17 protein-coding genes are annotated in these 18636 nt (G+C 46.5%); all 17 read left to right on the top strand.

What is annotated here, in order from left to right:
• The first annotated feature begins 6 nt into the window (after positions 1-6).
• The 17 genes from lepA (at position 7) to deoC (ending at position 18472) form a co-directional block, all read left to right on the top strand.
• Complete coding sequence (gene lepA, locus NV381_RS09590) at positions 7-1818, top strand: translation elongation factor 4 (RefSeq protein WP_258213059.1); 1812 nt, start codon at positions 7-9, stop codon at positions 1816-1818.
• Between the two features lie 85 nt (positions 1819-1903).
• The gene (gene hemW, locus NV381_RS09585; RefSeq protein ID WP_258213058.1) at positions 1904-3067 is read left to right on the top strand and encodes a radical SAM family heme chaperone HemW; all 1164 of its coding nucleotides are present in this window, start codon (positions 1904-1906) and stop codon (positions 3065-3067) included.
• A gap of 82 nt (positions 3068-3149) precedes the next feature.
• Positions 3150-3638: an N-acetyltransferase gene (locus NV381_RS09580; protein WP_258213057.1), complete on the top strand. Its 489-nt coding sequence runs from the start codon at positions 3150-3152 to the stop codon at positions 3636-3638.
• A gap of 255 nt (positions 3639-3893) precedes the next feature.
• Positions 3894-4919 (top strand): heat-inducible transcriptional repressor HrcA, encoded by a 1026-nt coding sequence (gene hrcA / locus NV381_RS09575; RefSeq protein WP_258213056.1) that lies wholly within the window; start codon positions 3894-3896, stop codon positions 4917-4919.
• On the top strand, positions 4916-6457 hold the full coding sequence (locus NV381_RS09570; RefSeq protein WP_258213055.1) for a TCP-1/cpn60 chaperonin family protein: 1542 nt from the start codon (positions 4916-4918) through the stop codon (positions 6455-6457). Before hrcA ends, NV381_RS09570 begins: the two co-directional genes overlap by 4 nt.
• A 62-nt stretch (positions 6458-6519) precedes the next feature.
• Entirely contained in the window at positions 6520-7107 is a 588-nt protein-coding gene (grpE, locus tag NV381_RS09565; RefSeq protein WP_258213054.1) for a nucleotide exchange factor GrpE, read from the top strand.
• A gap of 108 nt (positions 7108-7215) precedes the next feature.
• Positions 7216-9060, top strand: a complete 1845-nt coding sequence (gene dnaK, locus NV381_RS09560) for a molecular chaperone DnaK (RefSeq protein ID WP_258213053.1) — start codon at positions 7216-7218, stop codon at positions 9058-9060.
• 145 nt (positions 9061-9205) lie between these two features.
• On the top strand, positions 9206-10330 hold the full coding sequence (gene dnaJ / locus NV381_RS09555) for a molecular chaperone DnaJ (protein WP_258213052.1): 1125 nt from the start codon (positions 9206-9208) through the stop codon (positions 10328-10330).
• A gap of 83 nt (positions 10331-10413) precedes the next feature.
• Complete coding sequence (locus NV381_RS09550; protein WP_258213051.1) at positions 10414-10608, top strand: YfhD family protein; 195 nt, start codon at positions 10414-10416, stop codon at positions 10606-10608.
• Between the two features lie 35 nt (positions 10609-10643).
• Positions 10644-11039, top strand: a complete 396-nt coding sequence (locus NV381_RS09545) for a hypothetical protein (RefSeq protein ID WP_258213050.1) — start codon at positions 10644-10646, stop codon at positions 11037-11039.
• A gap of 876 nt (positions 11040-11915) precedes the next feature.
• Positions 11916-12962, top strand: a complete 1047-nt coding sequence (locus NV381_RS09540) for a hypothetical protein (RefSeq protein WP_258213049.1) — start codon at positions 11916-11918, stop codon at positions 12960-12962.
• A gap of 292 nt (positions 12963-13254) precedes the next feature.
• A complete protein-coding gene (prmA, locus tag NV381_RS09535) occupies positions 13255-14244 on the top strand; it encodes a 50S ribosomal protein L11 methyltransferase (protein WP_258213048.1) in 990 nt (329 codons plus the stop codon).
• Positions 14245-14253: 9 nt separating this feature from the next.
• Complete coding sequence (locus tag NV381_RS09530; protein WP_258213047.1) at positions 14254-14937, top strand: site-2 protease family protein; 684 nt, start codon at positions 14254-14256, stop codon at positions 14935-14937.
• 131 nt (positions 14938-15068) lie between these two features.
• Positions 15069-15914 carry a 16S rRNA (uracil(1498)-N(3))-methyltransferase gene (locus tag NV381_RS09525; protein ID WP_258213046.1) on the top strand — a complete coding sequence of 282 codons (846 nt, stop codon included), beginning with the start codon at positions 15069-15071 and terminating at the stop codon, positions 15912-15914.
• Between the two features lie 5 nt (positions 15915-15919).
• Positions 15920-17266: a tRNA (N(6)-L-threonylcarbamoyladenosine(37)-C(2))-methylthiotransferase MtaB gene (gene mtaB, locus NV381_RS09520; protein WP_258213045.1), complete on the top strand. Its 1347-nt coding sequence runs from the start codon at positions 15920-15922 to the stop codon at positions 17264-17266.
• Between the two features lie 75 nt (positions 17267-17341).
• Positions 17342-17770, top strand: coding sequence for an NUDIX hydrolase (locus tag NV381_RS09515; protein ID WP_258213044.1), 429 nt, complete (start codon positions 17342-17344; stop codon positions 17768-17770).
• Positions 17771-18472, top strand: a complete 702-nt coding sequence (gene deoC, locus NV381_RS09510; RefSeq protein WP_258213043.1) for a deoxyribose-phosphate aldolase — start codon at positions 17771-17773, stop codon at positions 18470-18472. It abuts the gene before it with no gap.
• The last annotated feature ends 164 nt before the right edge of the window (positions 18473-18636 follow it).

Genomic DNA, 18636 nt, shown 5'->3' with positions numbered 1-18636 from the left:
GCGCAAATGGATATTCTAGCCAGACAGAAAAAGATTAGGAACTTTTCAATTATTGCTCACATCGACCATGGAAAATCGACGCTGGCAGACCGAATACTTGAATATACGGGAGCACTCTCCTCGCGCGAAATGCAAGAGCAGGTGTTGGATCAAATGGATCTGGAGCGCGAGCGGGGCATCACCATCAAGCTGCAGGCCGTTCGCTTAAGTTACCGTGCGGATGACGGGGAAGATTATATTTTGAATTTAATCGATACGCCTGGGCATGTCGATTTCACGTATGAGGTATCCCGCAGCCTTGCAGCCTGTGAAGGCGCACTGCTTGTGGTTGATGCGGCGCAAGGAATCGAGGCGCAAACGTTAGCTAACGTATACCTTGCGCTCGACAACAACCTGGAAATATTGCCGGTCATTAACAAAATCGATCTGCCTAGTGCAGACCCTGAGCGGGTTAAGCAGGAGATTGAGGATGTAATTGGGCTCGACACGAGCCAGGCGGTATTAGCTTCCGCCAAGGCAGGGATTGGGATCAAGGAGATCATAGAGCAGGTAGTCAAGCTTGTTCCGGCTCCAACGGGAGATCCAAGCAAGCCGCTTAAAGCGCTTATATTTGATTCTCATTATGATCCTTACAAAGGTGTAATCGTCTACGTGCGTGTTATTGACGGCTCCATCAAGTCGGGTTCCAAAATCAAGTTCATGGCAACGGAAAAAGTGTTCGAGGTTATTGAGGTCGGTGCTTTTAAACCGCGGATGTCAACCGTAGACTCGCTTGAAATTGGAGATGTTGGCTTCATCGTTGCCGGGATAAAAAACGTTGGCGATACGCGTGTCGGGGATACCGTTACCGATGCCAAAAATCCAGCGCCTGAAGCGCTGCCTGGCTACCGTAAAATCAACCCTATGGTGTTCTGCGGACTTTATCCGATCGAGACTAGCGACTATAACGACCTGCGTGAAGCTTTGGAAAAGCTGCAGTTGAACGATGCTTCACTTAGCTTCGAACCAGAGACTTCTACTGCGTTAGGCTTTGGTTTCCGCTGCGGATTCCTCGGTCTGCTGCATATGGATGTTATTCAGGAACGGATAGAACGTGAGTTCAACATCGATCTGATTACTACCGCGCCAAGCGTTGTGTTTAAAGTAACGCAAACAAATGGCGAGGTATTGAGCATCGAGAATCCGTCGTTATTTCCGGAGCCTGGTAAAATCGACTTCGTAGAGGAGCCTTACGTAAAGGCTGCTGTTATTGTCCCCAATGATTTTGTTGGAGCCATCATGGAGCTTTGCCAAGGCAAGCGCGGCGAATTTATCAATATGGAATATTTGGATACAACACGTGTAACCTTGACTTATGATATTCCGCTGTCCGAAATCGTTTACGATTTCTTTGATCAGTTAAAGTCAAGTACCAAGGGCTATGCTTCATTCGATTATGAGCTGTCAGGCTATAAGAAATCCAATCTTGTCAAAATGGATATCATGCTGAACAGCGAGCAGGTCGATGCTCTTTCGTTTATCGTTCACCGGGATCGGGCTTACCATCGCGGAAAAATTATTTGCGAGAAGCTGAAGGATTTAATTCCACGCCAAATGTTCGAGGTGCCGATCCAAGCGGCGATTGGCCAAAAAATCGTATCGAGGGAAACCGTTAAAGCGATGCGGAAAAATGTATTAGCCAAATGCTACGGCGGCGATATTTCGAGAAAAAGGAAGCTGTTGGATAAGCAAAAGGAAGGCAAGAAGCGGATGAAACAGGTCGGCAGCGTCGAAGTGCCTCAGGAAGCGTTCATGGCCGTATTGAAGCTTGACGATTAGAAAAATAAATCATGAGCAGGTGCGTGCAACTGACGCACCTGCTTTTATGTCACGTGAAGAAAGATAACAGGGAGGAATGTTAACGATGATCCACAGAAATGAAACACCCGCTGCGGTATATATCCACATTCCGTTTTGTACAAACAAATGCCATTACTGTGACTTTAACTCCTATGTATTAAAAGGCCAACCAGTCATGGATTATTTGGATGCGTTGGAGCGGGAGATGGAAAGGACGGTTCAGCTCGTACCGCCGCAGCAGATCGAGACTATTTTTGTTGGCGGCGGAACACCTACCGTACTTCTGCCGGATCAGATGGAAAGCTTTTTGAAGCGAGTGCGCACCTACTTTCCGAATCAATCGGCCGAACTCGAGTTTTCGATGGAAGCTAATCCGGGGACAACCGATAAGGAGAAACTTCAGGCCATGAAGGAAGGCGGCGTCAATCGGATCAGCTTCGGGGTCCAGTCGTTTGACAATGCTTTATTGGAAGGGATAGGCCGGATCCACAATACGGATGACGTGTACAGGAGTATCGAAAATGCACGAAGCGTTGGATTTACGAATATGTCCATCGATTTGATGTTTGGACTTCCGAATCAGACGGTTGAAGTAATGAACGATACCCTTGATAAAGCGCTGGCGCTTGACTTGAAGCATTACTCCATTTACGGCTTGAAGGTGGAAGAGCATACGTTGTTTCATTCGCTTTATCAAAAAAATCAACTGCCTCTTCCGGACGAAGATCAAGAAGTGGAAATGTTCCTTTTAATTATGAAGCGTTTGAGGCAGGCCGGGTACGAACAGTACGAGATCAGCAACTTCGCTAAGCCAGGCTATGAGAGCCGGCATAACAGCATGTATTGGTTGAATCGGAGTTACTACGGTTTAGGGGCCGGTGCTCACGGGTATATGTATGGAAAGAGACATGTCAATATTAAAGGCGTACAGCCTTATATTGATGCGACCCTCCATGGACTACCGCTGCTGGAGCAATATGAAATCAGCGAGCAGGATGCGATGGAGGACTTCATGATGGTCGGCTTGCGGATGCTGTGTGGAGTGAAGCGAGCTGATTTCAGCAAACAATTCGGCAGGGAGCTGGAAGCTGTTTTTGGCAATCCACTGAGCAAACTTTTGGAACGAAAGCTGCTGGAGCCGACAGAGGAGGGCTACAAGCTGTCGGAGAATGGGCTGCTGCTTGGTAACGAAGTGTTTGGAGAATTTGTAAGCCTGACAGCCGAATAAATTTTATATTGAATTATTTATACGTTTTGTTGTATATTTATTCATATAAATTGAATTTACGACATGAAATGGTGGGTTTTCTATGACAGTAACGTGCAGAAAAGCAACTGAGCAGGATATCGAGACGCTGTATACTATTATTCAAGGCTATGCAGAGCAAGGGATCATGCTGCCCCGAACGAGGGAAACATTAGCCGAGCAAATCGATACTTTTGTTGTCGCTGTTATAGATGACCAATTCGTTGGCTGCGGATCCTTAACGCGGCTCGGCCAAGATCTGGTTGAAATTCGCTCTCTCGGAGTAACTGAAGGACATAAAGGCTTGGGCATCGGCAATACAATCGTAGATTTTCTTGTAGAGGAAGCCAGACAACAGGGAATTCCAAAGGTAATGGCATTAACCTATGCGGTTAATTTCTTTGAAAGAAATGGTTTTTCTGTTGTTCAGAAAGAAATTTTCCCTGAGAAGGTATGGAAGGATTGTATTCATTGCAAAAAGAGAGATTGCTGTGATGAGATAGCGGTCTTAAAAATGGTAGATCCAATCGGTGTTGCAGCTTCGGGCAACTAGCCGTCAGAAGTATAAATGAATCGGTCTCTTGATTAAATATCAGGAAGACCGATTTTTGCTTTTCTTGATGATGGGGTGAACAAGGGGGGGCGCTCGAAAATTGCAGTATTGTAGCGGTAGTTTAACTTGACACAGACCGTTGGGTCTGTTATTTTTGTAATATGAATTAGCACTCGTCAGATTGGAGTGCTAACGACAAACAAACAGAAGCTTTTAATTGAACATAATGAATGACTGTGGATGGGGGGTATGTTCATGTTGACAGAACGCCAACGCCATATTTTAAGTGCCATTGTAGACGATTATATTCGCTCCGCCGAGCCGGTTGGCTCGCGCAGCATATCCAAACGGGGCAATGTAGGGTTCAGCCCGGCAACCATTCGTAATGAAATGTCCGACTTGGAGGAAATGGGCTTCCTGGAGCAGCCGCATACTTCTGCAGGCCGAATTCCGTCCCATAAGGGATATCGGTATTATGTGGACCACCTGGTTACTTTCGGGGGTCTTGGACAGCATGAGATTGACGTGCTTAAATTATTTTTTGCTGAGAAAATGCAAGAGATGGAGCAGGTCATCCAGCAGGTTGCGATGATTTTGTCGAATCTTACTAATTATACATCTATTGTAATGGGACCTGAAATGTTCGGCACTACACTGCGTCATCTGCAGCTCGTTCCTCTGAATGAGCGAACCGCAGTCGCCATTGTAGTTACTAATAGCGGCCAGGTAGAGAATAAGACGGTGTCGATTCCCGAAGGCATACCTATGTCGGAAATTGAGAAGGTCGTAAACCTGCTTAACGCCCGACTCAAGAATGTACCGCTGCTTCAATTCAAATCAAAGCTGTTTACAGAGATTGGCGAGGAAATGCGCAGCTGTATATCCGGGTATGAGGAAATTCTCACCATGCTCAATGGCGTTATCGATCAAGGAGAAGAGGACCGGATTTTCTTGGGTGGCACGACGAATATGCTTACACAGCCGGAATTTCAGGATATGGAGAAGGTCAAGAATATACTTGATTTACTCGCTGAGACACCGACGCTTGCCAAGCTTTTCACGGGCGCTTCCACAGGTATACAGGTGCGAATAGGCAGTGAGAACACGATGGCCGCCATCAATGATTGCAGCTTGATTACCGCATCTTATACTTTTGAAGGCAAGCATCTGGGAACGATTGGTATTCTGGGTCCGACCCGTATGGATTATGGCAAGGTTATTCATTTGTTGGATCATTTGTCCAAGGATATGACGCTGGTGCTGGAGCGATGGTATAAATGAATTCAATGAAGCCAGTGTCGCATGAAGGTGATGACACGTATGCCACATTGCTCAATAATGCAGGCGCAATTCGTGCGATCTGCTCCGCAGTCGAAGGTACGCTTGGACCCAAAGGCTTGGATACGATGCTTGTCGGCGGACAGGGTGAAGTCATCATTACTAATGATGGCGTGACCATTCTTGAGAAGATGGATGTCACTCATCCCGCTGCACGCCTGCTAATTCAGGTCGCGCGTTCTCAACAGCAGCAGGTAGGGGACGGTACAACGACAGCCACCGTGCTGGCTGGGGCTATTGTCGCTGAAGGGGTTGCACAGGTGACGCGCGGAGTGCCGGTAGCGAAGGTCGTCAAGGGCATTCAAGAAGGGGTGGCGACGGCGCTGGCTTCATTAGCCAAACGCAGCCGCAGGATCGAAGGATTTAAGGATCCTCTACTGTACAGGGTCGGCTACATTGCCGGCCGTGAGCATGCAGATTTGGCTGAGCTGATATTGGAAGGCGCGAAGCGTCTAGGTATTCACAAGCTGCAGGAGGAAAGCTTCCGATTTGCGGATGTTGTGATTTCACACAGCCGCGCAATCAGCGAAGTATGGCCGGGGCTTCTGATTCAGAAGAAGCCGGTTAACGCACAGCTGGACTTTCCTCCGGATTCAGCTTCGGTGCTCGTCTTTCAGGATGCATTCGAACCGGAGACGATCGATGAGGAAGCGCTCATGACGGAAGCCGGCTTTCAGAAGCAGATGCAGCTGAAGGAGCAGTTCCGACAGTGGCTCGACAAGCTGGTCGAGCTGCGGGTAGGGCTTGTAATCGCCGACCGGGGCGTTAACGCGGAGGCGGAGCAGTTCTGCACCGACCATGGTATCATGGTCGTGCAGCGGGTCCCTCGCCACGATTTGCGACTCGTGTGCGAATACACGGGCGCGCGGCCGATCCGCCGCAGCGGGCTGCGCAAGCCTGCCGCCGAGCTGGCAGGCTATCTCGGCTTCGCTGGGCGCGTATCGTATGACGAGCGTCTCGAATGCGTCCGCATGGCCGAAGGCAAGGGCCGGACGCAGGTGACGATCGTCGTCGGCGCCAGCACGAGCGAGGTCGTTGGCGAGCGACTGCGCATCGCCAAGGATGCGGCTTCCGCCGTGCAGGCTGCGCTGCGCGGCGGGTGCTTGCCCGGCGGCGGCGCAGCCGAGATGGCCGCCGCATACGACCTGGATCGTCACCGCGAGACGATCCAGGGCATGGAGGGCTTCGGCGTTGCAGCCGTAGCCCAGGCGCTGCGCAAGCCGCTCGCACAGATTGTAGTCAATGCCGGCTACAATCCGCTCGAGAAGGTCGAGGAAGTGAAGGCTGCGCAAATTGCAGCCGGTTCAGATTCTCTCGGCATTGATTGCGATACCGGCTATTTGGTTGATATGTTGGAGCACGGCGTGGTTGACCCTGCCCAGGTGAAGCTGCATGCGCTGCAGGCTGCCGGGGAAGTTGCCGCGGCGGTGCTGCGGATTCATACAGTAATTAAGATGAAGCAGCCTCGTACGGAAGAATAACGGGGTTGTGGTTAGAATAGTAGAGAGAGTATTGTGGATTCGGATCAAGGAGGTGACAGAAATTGAGTGCAAATCAAAAAAATCAGACAGAAGTTACTGCGGACACCGAACAAAATGTGGATACTACATATCCCGGTGACGTAGAAAATGCCAATAACATGTCCACAGAAGCTGAAGAGGCCGCTCAAGAGCAAGCTTCCGAGCAGGAGCTTGAGCAGCTGCGCAAGGAATCTGAGGAGAACTACCAACGTTATCTGCGGGCCCAAGCGGATTTTGACAATTTTAGAAGAAGAACCCGCCTGGAAAAGGAAGAGTTTGCTAAATATGCTTCTATGAAAGTTATTGAGCAGCTTTTACCTGTATTGGACAACTTGGAACGCGCTTTGAACGCAGGCCAAGAGGGTAAGGATTATGAAGCGCTGCATAAAGGTGTAGACATGATCTCCCGCCAATTGGACCAAGCTCTTGCGAACGAAGGCTTGCAAGCTATGGAATCCGTAGGACAACCGTTCAATCCGGAATTCCACCAAGCCATTATGCAGGTTGAGTCCGAAGAGCATGAAGAGGGTATTGTAGTAGAAGAAATTCAAAAGGGCTATTTATTGAAAGATAAAGTTCTTCGCCCTGCGATGGTAAAAGTGAGCTCTTAATTAATTATGACTTAATTAGCGAGTTGTTTACTTGGATTATCAGACATTTTTCGTTCTTCCACATAGATTAGTGAATATGGCTTCAAAATTAAAGGAGGATTATCTGACATGAGTAAAGTAATTGGTATCGACTTAGGAACAACCAACTCCTGCGTTGCTGTTATGGAAGGCGGCGAGGCCGTTGTTATTCCAAACGCGGAAGGCAATCGTACAACACCTTCTGTTGTAGGCTTCAAGAAGGATGGCGAACGCGTTGTAGGCGAAACGGCCAAACGTCAAGCCATTACAAATCCGGATCGTACTGTAATCTCGATCAAACGCCATATGGGTACTAGTCATAAGGAAACGATTGAGGGTACAACCTATACACCTCAAGAGATTTCCGCTATCATCCTTCAGAAGCTGAAGGCCGATGCAGAAGCTTATTTGGGAACTACGGTAACACAAGCTGTAATTACGGTTCCTGCTTATTTCAACGACAGCCAACGTCAAGCAACTAAGGATGCAGGCAAAATTGCCGGTCTAGAAGTGCTTCGTATTGTCAACGAGCCGACAGCATCCGCTTTGGCTTATGGTATGGAGAAATCCGAAGATCATACTATTCTTGTATATGACTTGGGCGGCGGTACATTTGACGTATCGATCCTTGAGCTTGGCGAAGGTATCTTCGAAGTAAAAGCAACCAGCGGCGACAACCGTTTGGGCGGAGATGATTTTGACCAAGTTGTTATCGACTATTTGGTAGCAGAATTCAAAAAAGAGCACAGCATTGATCTAAGCAAAGATAAAGCAGCTGTTCAACGTCTTAAGGATGCTGCGGAAAAAGCAAAGAAAGAGCTTTCCGGCGTATTGACTACAACCGTTTCCTTGCCATTTATCACTGTGGTTGATGGAGTGCCTCAGCATTTGGAAATCAACCTGACTCGTGCTAAATTTGATGAAATTACGGCTGCTTTGGTAGAAAGAACGATGGGACCTACTCGTCAAGCTTTGAGTGATGCTGGGCTATCCCCTAACCAAATCGATAAAGTTGTTCTTGTCGGCGGTTCCACACGGATTCCTGCCGTACAGGAAGCTGTTAAGAAGCTTATCGGAAAAGAGCCTCACAAAGGTGTAAATCCAGATGAAGTTGTTGCTTTGGGCGCAGCTGTGCAAGCAGGCGTACTAACGGGTGATGTGAAAGACGTAGTACTTCTTGACGTAACTCCGTTATCCTTGGGTATTGAAACTGCGGGTGGCGTATTTACTAAAATGATCGACCGCAACACTACTATTCCTACAACTAAATCCCAAGTTTACACTACTTATGCCGATAACCAACCAAGCGTGGAAATCCATGTTCTGCAAGGCGAGCGCGCTATGGCTAATGATAATAAAACATTGGGCCGCTTCATGCTGGGTGATATTCCTCCGGCACCGCGCGGTATTCCGCAAATTGAAGTTACTTTTGACATTGACTCCAATGGTATTGTTAATGTTAATGCAACGGATAAAGGAACAGGCAAAAGCCATAAAATTACGATCACTTCCTCCAGCGGCTTGTCCGATGAGGAAATCGACCGCATGATGAAGGATGCTGAATCCAATGCGGAAGAAGACCGTAAGCGTAAAGAGCTTGTTGAAGCCCGCAACAACGCGGATCAACTTGTTTACTCTGTTGATAAAACGATCAAGGATCTTGGCGACAAAGTAGATCAAGCTGAAATCGACAAGGCAAATGAAGCCAAAGAAAAAGTGAAAAAAGCTCTTGAAGGCGACAACCTGGATGAAATTAAAGCATCTACTGAGGCTTTGACCGAAATCGTACAGCAGTTGTCCGTGAAGCTGTATGAGCAAGCGGCGCAGCAAGCTCAAGCGGGTGAAGCTGGTGCAGCAGGTCCGGAAGGCGCAGCGAAGAAAGATAACGTCGTAGACGCTGACTTCGAAGTTGTTGACGAGAAGAAAAACAACTAATAAGAGCCAAAAAAGCATAGGTTGAATGAAAGGTCAAAGCCGTTTTTCGGCTTTGACTTTCCCTTTGTTGCTTAAGAAATTATGCGGAGCAAATTTCTGTGGATAGCGGGGGATTTTCTATGGTCTTATGAATGGGAGTGGGATAATGAGTAAACGCGATTACTACGAAGTGCTTGGGGTTAGCAAGAATGCATCGCAGGACGATCTAAAGAAAGCATACCGGCAAATGGCCCGTCAGTACCACCCGGATGTGAACAAGGCCGCTGATGCGGAAACAAAGTTCAAAGAAGCAAAGGAAGCCTACGATGTATTGAGTGATGATCAGAAAAAAGCTCAGTATGATCGATTTGGCCATGTCGACCCGAACCAAGGTATGGGTGGCGGCGGAAACGCTGATTTCGGCGGCGGCTTTGGCGACTTGTTCGATATGTTTTTTGGCGGCGGAGGTGGCGGGCAACGACGCAATCCGAATGCACCTCAGCGGGGTAATGATCTTCAGTATACAATGACCATTGAGTTTAAAGAGGCGGTTTTCGGCAAGGAAACGGATATTCATATTCCACGCACCGAGTCATGTGATACTTGTCATGGCAATGGGGCGAAGCCTGGGACGAAACCGGAAACCTGCTCGATTTGTCATGGCAGCGGGCAGCAGGAAGTGGTGCAGAATACGGCATTTGGTCGGATTGTTAACCGTCGCGTATGCTCAGGCTGCGGTGGTCAAGGTGTAACGATTAAAGATAAATGCGGAACATGCCACGGTACTGGTAAAGTGAAAAAACAGCGCACCATACACTTGAATATTCCAGCCGGTGTTGATGACGGGGCGCAGCTTCGTGTTACTGGTGAAGGAGAAGCAGGAACTAAAGGCGGTCCTTCCGGTGATTTGTACGTTGTTATTCGAGTTAAAGCCCATGACTTCTTTGAACGAGAAGGCGATGATATTTATTGTGAAATCCCGCTTACCTTCGCGCAAGCTGCATTGGGTGACGAGATCGAGATTCCAACCTTAACTGAAAAAATTAAGCTGAAAATTCCTGCGGGTACACAGACGGATACTTATTTCCGCCTGAAGTCCAAAGGGGTGCCTCGCTTACGGGGATATGGTCAAGGCGATCAGCACGTTAAAGTCGTCGTTGTTACTCCAACTACTATGAACGAAGAACAAAAGGAATTGCTGCGGGAATTTGCACGTCAAAGCGGCGAGCACACTCACGAGCAGAACCAATCTATTTTTGAACGAATGAAAAAGGCTTTTCTTGGAGATTAATTTATACGTAAACACAGCAGAAGGGTTATTCGTCTGCTGTGTTTTTTTGTGTTGAATAGATTTTACTTTATTGCGGAGAATAGGTGGAGCGTTTAAAAAGACATATAAAGCGAGGGATTTTTTCAATGACACATAAGGAAAAACAACACTTCCAACTGAAACAGCAAAATGTGGCTGACGGGAAAAATGAAGATGTCGATTTCAATGCAGAAGTTGCTGATGAGGATGATTTGAGGGCAGTGGAAAGAGCTAAAGAAGCTGACGCAAGACAAGAATAGCATTACTCCACTTGGTTACGAAGAGAGGTATTAGGATGACTGAGAAAGGCATACTGGCATATTTCCGTTCACCGGCCGAAGCAGAAAGTGTTTTGCCCAAGCTAAAAGCTCTGAGGGTGATCGATATGTCTATTGATAAGATAGGACAGTTCTCTGGCGATGGAGTAAGTGAATCTATCAATCCGGTTAGCGGAAATTTCCCTGGTTTAGCTTACTTGGATCTTGGGGCGGATGGATTAGATATCGATTCAAGCATATTGGCTGCGGCTAATACGGATGCAAGTGGTCTAAGCGCACCAAGAGCATCGGACGGCTCTATCGAGGATTATGGAGGGATTAACGGCTTGGATACATTGCTTACCGTTGTAGTTAACGATCAAAGCTATGACCAAGCTCTGCGCGTTATACGTGATGCTGGTGGACAAGTATAAAGTAAGAAGAACAGCTGCATGTACCTATTAAGAGGGTGTCCCAAAAGACATTTTGAGACAACCCCTCCACCATTTTATACTGAATAGATGGTAGCAAAAGAGCCCTCAATTCCACTTTAATAGTTGAAGGCTCTTTTGCACATTCTTGTGTATTCTTAGAATGAATAAGATGAGGTCGCTTTCCAGCGCGTGCTCATCGCGGGTATCGGGTTCGGGGTTCGGTTACGGCATTGCATGGCATTTTGGCGCACTCTGTGCAAAATTATCAGGAAAATGTCAAGTTAGTTACTCCGAAAATAGTGTTCCAAGCCTTATAGCTGGAATTCCTCATGCTAATTCTACGTATTTTGGCTAATATCGACCATTTCACCTATATTAGAGTTAGTTTTTCCAGTTAGATTGATTTCAGGCGATATCCACGCTGGATTAGCGTTACAATTTCCATCTATTTTCTTTCGCAGCGGCCCCGACAAATCATGGTCTCCTCTAGATTGAAAACAGCCTTTGAACATCGCTTCTTGCCCCATCACTTAAGCAACATCCAAAAGCGGCCGAACTCATTTCTGGATCTTCGAACCCCCACTCTGAGGGGAATTTCCCTACGAAAAAGACGCTTCCATTTCCGCTTACATGGTGGTTTTGGAGGCGTTTTTGTACATCCTTGGGACTGATTCATTCACTGATACCCTTTTGGGACAGCCTCTTTTTCTTTACAAAAAGTTCATATTATGTTCAAACATTTCAAAAAAAAGACCCACACAAAAAACAATCTCTGTGATATATTTCGCATAGAAACATTTCGTATAAGAAATATAAAGAAATCATACATTTCCTGTGCGAAATGAAATACATATAGAGACAGGATGGAGAAAAACAATGAAAAGAAGAAAAACACAATTTATGGTAGGTATGCTTTCCGCAGCATTATTATTTAATGGAACAATGGCTTTGACGCCATCTGTATATGCAGATGACGATGATGCAGTTGTCATTGTTAAAGCTCCTTTGGATAGCAATAAAATATTAACGGACTGGATGAGATTGATGGTTGTTAATACGTCCGGGGTTGCAAACAAGGATTTGAGTGATATTCTGGATGCTTTGGCCTCTGGACAAACATTAAGCCAAGCTTCAGGTTTGAATGGGAACTTGTCCAGTGAGCTGTTCAAGTTAGCTGACCAAACCGTTGCCAATGCAGCAAATAATTTTGCAGCGAGTGTTGATGAATTGGATAACTTAAGCAAAGAAATGAAAAGTAAGACGCTGGAAGTGTTATCGATTCCGGGTTACAGGGGAGGCAGTTTGAAGGCATTCGATTTTAAAGCGGTTCTTCAAAGTCGTATGTCGTCGCTCAATTCGGCTGCCATTACATTATCCGAGGATGATAACATAGATGTTCAGGATCGTTTGCAGAATGGTGCAACGCTGGTACAGGCAACCCGGTTAGATTCAGCGCAGCTGGTAAAGGGATTGCAGCAGCCGATCTATCAACAGCTTGAGCAAGCTGAGGCGGAAGGTACTATTTCATCTGAGCAAGCTTCGACATACAAGGAAGAGGCATTGCAGGCAATCCGAACAGGAATTGAAACTCCGGGCGGTATTACTGTAACGGTCCAGCAAGTTCAATCGAATTTTGATGGTGCAGCATTGTTAAAAAAACGTGAAAAATCGATCATTCAGGATATTTCCTTATTCACTGCAGAATATGATGCGAACGAGCTTAATGAAGCACTTAGCAGCGGCTTGAAGCTATCTCAAATTTCAGGGATTTCCACCTATGAGTTAATGGTTAACCTGAAAGGGTTGTGGGGAAAAGATATCGAGGAGGTTTATCTTAACGGACTAATCTCCGATAAGGAGAAAGAAGAGCTGTTGAATCAAGCCAGTATTGACATCCAAGCCGCAATAAATGCGTTAAATTAGGTTCTTTATGTATTGAACAATATCCAATGGCCCCTGCAAAGGTAACTCTTTTGCAGAGGCCATTTTTGTTGTCCACTTCTATCTGAAAAATAGAGCTTGTAAACTGTATTATTGAAAGCTTTCCAAGTCTGCTATTTTACCGGTGCGGTCAAGTATAGTATACTGGTAATCATGTGCAATTTTATGAGCTGTAGCTCAGCATATGCATATGAGACAGTTTTTGCTGGCGTTATAACTCAGCTTAAGCTTAAAATACAGGTTTTCCAATGAAAACTCCAAGGAGGATACAAAAGTGCGCTGGCATGAAGTGACGGTACATACAACTGAGGAAGCAATTGAAATGATTTCGAATTTTATACATGAGTTAGGTGCCGGTGGTGTTTCTATTGAAGAATCCGGTACATTGAACAAGAAGAGAGACACTTCGTTAGGCCAATGGTATGAACTGCCTTTTAATGATATTCCGGAAGGGAGAGCGGTTATAAAAGGCTACTTTTCTGAAGGAACTGACATGGAAGCAGTGATGGAGGAATTGAAGCAGTCCGTTGTTCAACTGGCTGAGTACGATATCGATACAGGCAGCCCTGAATTTGAGCTTAAGGAAGTGGATGATGAGGATTGGGCTAATGCGTGGAAACAGTATTTCAAGCCGATTCGCATTTCGGAACGCTTAACGATCAAGCCTACATGGGAGGACTACACCCCCGGACCGGAGGAATTAATTATTGAATTGGACCCGGGAATGGCTTTTGGTACTGGAACGCATGCAACAACCTCATTATGCTTGCGGACCTTGGAGAAAGTTGTCCAAAGCGGCGATGATGTGATTGATGTAGGTACCGGCTCCGGTGTGCTTGCCATAGCGGCGGCTAAGCTTGGAGCGAAGCATGTTCTAGCGCTGGACTTGGATCCTGTGGCCGTATCTAGTGCCAACGAGAATAGTCGATTGAATGGACTCGAAAGTCACATTACGGTAAAACAAAGCGATTTGCTGCAGGTACTGCGGGAAAGTACTTTGGAAGGCTCGTCAGATGCTCCTGTTTCTGCATTGGGTGTAAAAATTCCTGTACAGGTAGTCGTAGCGAACATACTGGCCGAAATCATTCTGATGTTCGTAAAGGATGTCTATGATGTGCTGGCCCAAGGCGGAACTTATGTTGTATCAGGTGTCATCAAGAGCAAGCAGGACGATGTGGAAAAAGGGTTGACGGCTGTTGGGTTTACTATTGCCGAGCACTATGAGGATCAAGATTGGGTTGTTATTATCGCCCGGAAACTATAGGAGGAAACTATGGATTTCAGCTCATTTCTTCCTTTTCCTTTAGAGGAAATGCCGTTTGTTTTCGTTGTTCTGTTGATTTCTTTTGCTATACATGAGTTTTCACACGCTTTTTTTGCAGACCGCTTTGGAGATCCGACGCCCCGTTCTATGGGGCGTCTGACGCTTAATCCCCGCGTTCACATTGATTGGCTGGGGATGATCTTTTTTCTAATCATCGGCATTGGCTGGGCTAAGCCCGTGTTAGTAAACCGTGCGAAATTCAAAAGTCCCCGGGTAATGGGAATTATTGTCTCTTTAGCAGGACCGCTCAGCAATCTGGTGCTTGCTTTCCTCAGTTTGATTATCTATTATTCATTGCTTCAGCTTCATGTGTTTGATGGATTTTCAGAGGGTGGAATTAAAGCAATCAAATTATTTTTTAATCTTATGGTTATCCAAAATATCTTTTTATTCATTCTCAATCTGATTCCATTCCCACCTTTGGATGGTTACCGTATTTTGGAGGATGTGCTGCCGCGATCCATGGCAATGAAGCTTAAGGCTTATGAGCAGTGGCTTTTTTTCGCGATATTGCTGATGGTTTTCATCCCGCCGATTCGCAGTGTAACCATTGGACCAGTGTTTGCGCTGCAATGGCCGATTCTAGGTGCGTTTAATCAGGCTGCGGGGCTCATTTTCGGCGCATTTAAGTGAGTGGTGAATGGCTGGGAGAGACCTTGGGGAATGCTGTAAATGATAGCTTTTTCATAAAAAACATAGTATGATGTAGGTTGATATTTTATTAAACGATGTTCATTTAAGCTAGACAGAAAGTAGAGAAGAGCATGCAGCGTTATTTTATTGCACCTGAACTTTTTGCCGACAACTCTGTAACGATTACAGGGGATGATGCTCACCATTTAATCCGTGTTATGCGGGCCAAAGTCGGGGAGAAAGTTATTGTCAGCAATGGTGTGAACCGTGAAGCGATAGTCCAAATTAACGAATTGGGTAAGGAGCAGGTGCTTGCCGATATTGTGGAGCTTCTTGAAATGAACCATGAGCCTGCTGTCGAGGTTTGGATTGCGCAGAGCCTGCCTAAAGGCGACAAGATGGAGCTTGTAATCCAAAAGGGGACAGAGATCGGTGCCGGAAGGTTTATTCCTTTTGTATCCGAACGAACCGTAGTACAGCTTGATGCCAAAAAAGAAGGCAAACGTGTGGAGCGATGGCAGAAGATCGCCAAGGAGGCGGCTGAACAAGCGCATCGTAACAAGATACCTGCTGTTGATGCTCCGCTATCGTGGAAACAGCTGCTCCAGTGTGCAACACAAGTTGATGCAGCATGGATATGTTATGAAAAGCAAGATGGTTTACAGTTGCGCCAAGAGATTCAAGCCGCTTTATCCACGATGAAGGATAGATTGGCTCCAATAGATTGCGGGTTGAAATCGATTGATGGCATATCCATGCCTGTCTCTACTCTGACGCAAGCTGGGAGCGAGAGGTCCTCGCTTAAGCTGATGCTGATTGTTGGTCCCGAAGGGGGCTTCAGCGAGCAGGAGATCGAAGCCGCAGAAGCGGCAGGATGCAGGTCAATCAGCCTAGGGCGGCGAATTTTGCGGACGGAGACAGCCGCAATGGTCGGACTAACCTGTATTTTGTACGAATCCGGAGAGATGGGAGGATAATAACAATGGCTTCAGTAGCATTTCATACATTAGGTTGCAAAGTGAATTTTTACGATACGGAAGCTATTTGGCAGCTGTTCAAGCACGAAGGCTATGAGCAGGTCGATTTTGAATCGACAGCTGACATTTATGTCATTAATACATGTACCGTAACCAATACAGGAGATAAAAAAAGCCGCCAGATGATTCGCCGAGCAATACGCCGTAATCCGGAAGCGATTGTCGCAGTCACTGGCTGTTACGCACAAACATCGCCTGCAGAAATTTTGGCGATCCCTGGAGTCGATCTGGTTATTGGGACACAGGACCGTGATAAAATCATTCCTTATGTTCAACAGCTGCATCAAGAGCGACAGCCGATCAATGCAGTCCGCAATATAATGAAAACCCGCCAGTTCGAAGAATTGGATGTTCCTGATTTTGCAGACCGTACACGTGCATTTTTAAAAATTCAGGAGGGCTGCAACAATTTTTGCACCTTCTGTATTATTCCTTGGTCCCGTGGCTTGATGCGCAGCCGCGAACCGGTTAGCGTTATTAAACAAGCTCAGATGCTGGTTGAAGCGGGATACCAGGAAATCGTGTTGACAGGGATTCACACCGGTGGCTATGGTGAGGACATAGAAAATTACAGCTTGGCTAAGCTGCTGTGGGATTTGGATAAAGTTGAAGGCTTGAAGCGAATCCGTATCAGCTCAATTGAAGCGAGTCAAATTACCGAGGAAGTGCTGGATGTTCTTAAAAACTCGGATAAAATGTGCCGACATTTACACATCCCGCTTCAAGCCGGCGATGACCGCGTATTGGCAAGAATGCGCCGTAAATATACGACGGCTGAGTTTGCGGGTAAAATTGAGCAAATTCATAAGATTATGCCAGGTGTCGCGATAACTACCGACGTAATTGTCGGATTCCCGGGTGAAACTGAGGAAATGTTCCGCAACGGGTACGAGTTTATGAAGCAAATGCAATTCTCTGAAATGCATGTGTTTCCTTATTCCAAGCGGACAGGCACTCCTGCGGCTCGGATGGAGGATCAGGTTGACGAGGAATTGAAAAATGCTCGCGTTCATGAGCTGATCGACTTATCCGAACGTATGCAGCTGGCATATGCACAGAAATATGTTGGTCAGGTGCTTGAGGTAATACCGGAACGCGCTCATAAAGGTGAGCCGGGAAGCGGTCTGATAATGGGGTATTCAGATAATTATTTACAGGTTGTTTTTGAAGGCAGTGAAGATTGGGTAGGCAGTGTATGCAAGGTAAAAGTTTTGGAAGCGGGCGTTAACGAGAGCCGCGGCCAATTGGTGCGTACTCTGGATTTATCTCATGCCCAAGCAGTGAATGTGTAGTGACTAGCAAGGATTTCATTCCGAATTAAGTGGATGAAGTCCTTATTCTTTCTCCTAAAGGAAAGGGTGGTTGGTATGAGAGAAATTTCCGCAGGCGGTGTCGTATATCGAAAAAAACAAAATGAATTGAAAATTCAAATGATTCAAGACCGTTACGGCAAAATTACACTTCCCAAAGGTAAAATGGAACCTGGGGAAACGGTGGAGCAGACCGCGCTGCGGGAAATTTTAGAAGAAACAGGTATTGTAGGAACAATTACGAAACCGCTTGAAGTTATTACCTATCAATTTACTTTAACTGGGGTTGGCTTGGTTGATAAAGAGGTTCATTACTTTTTAGTGGAAGCGAAGAGTGGCGAACTGCAGGCGCAGGTTGAAGAAATTCGGGGTGTTGAATGGCTTGATCCTATGAATGCCTGGTATCAGCAGAAGCATTCCGGGTATGGGAATAACGATTCGGTTATGAAAAAGGCATTACATTCCTTAGGATATGAGGTGAATTGAATGAGCGAAGCTCAAAAAGGGTTGTCCATCGACCCTAAACAAATTCCAGCTTATATAGACCACACTTTACTTAAAGCTGATTCCAATGAACAGGCTGTTCTGAAGCTGTGTGATGAGGCGGTAAAATACGGATTCTACAGCGTGTGCGTTAATGGAGTATGGGTGCCAGTCTGCAAGAAAGCTCTAACAGGCAGCGAGGTCAAGATCAGTGTTGTTTGCGGTTTTCCTTTGGGTGCCAATGATAGCGCGGTCAAGGCGTTTGAAGCTGCTAAAGCTGCTGAAGCCGGTGCTGATGAAATTGACATGGTGCTGCAGGTTGGACAGCTGATGGAAGGAAATTATGACGCAGTTCGTGAAGATATCCGGGCAGTCGTTCAAGCAGTTCAAGGACAGGCTATAGTAAAAGTAATTTTTGAAACGGGTTTCTTAAATGAAGAGCAGAAAATCGCTGCTTGCAGGCTGTCCGAGGAGGCTGGCGCTCATTATGTGAAGACCTCAACGGGCTTCGGTCCAGGCGGTGCGACTGTCGAAGATATTCGTTTAATGCGCGGTAACGTATCTGCTTCGATCGGCGTTAAAGCCTCCGGTGGAGTGCGTGATCTAGAAACCGCTCTGAAGATGATTGAAGCCGGTGCAACACGTCTTGGTACCAGCTCAGGTGTTGCTATTGTGAATGGTCTTAAAGACAATAGTTCGTACTAGTTTACGGTATATTGAACTTCAGATGTAGGGAGAACAACCGTAAAGCGTGTCCCAAAGGGACGAAAGCGATAGTTCACTTCAGTAACAAGGGAGTGGCTACTGAATGTCCCCTCCAAACTTTCGGGTGTCCAGAGGGCGTAGCCCTTTGGGCCCTCCCTTCCAGG

Origin of the sequence: Paenibacillus radicis (ex Xue et al. 2023) (assembly GCF_024722015.1) — a bacterium.
GTDB lineage: Bacteria > Bacillota > Bacilli > Paenibacillales > NBRC-103111 > Paenibacillus_S.
The sequence above is the reverse complement of the archived record's forward strand: the minus strand, read 5'-3'. Positions and strand labels throughout refer to the sequence as shown.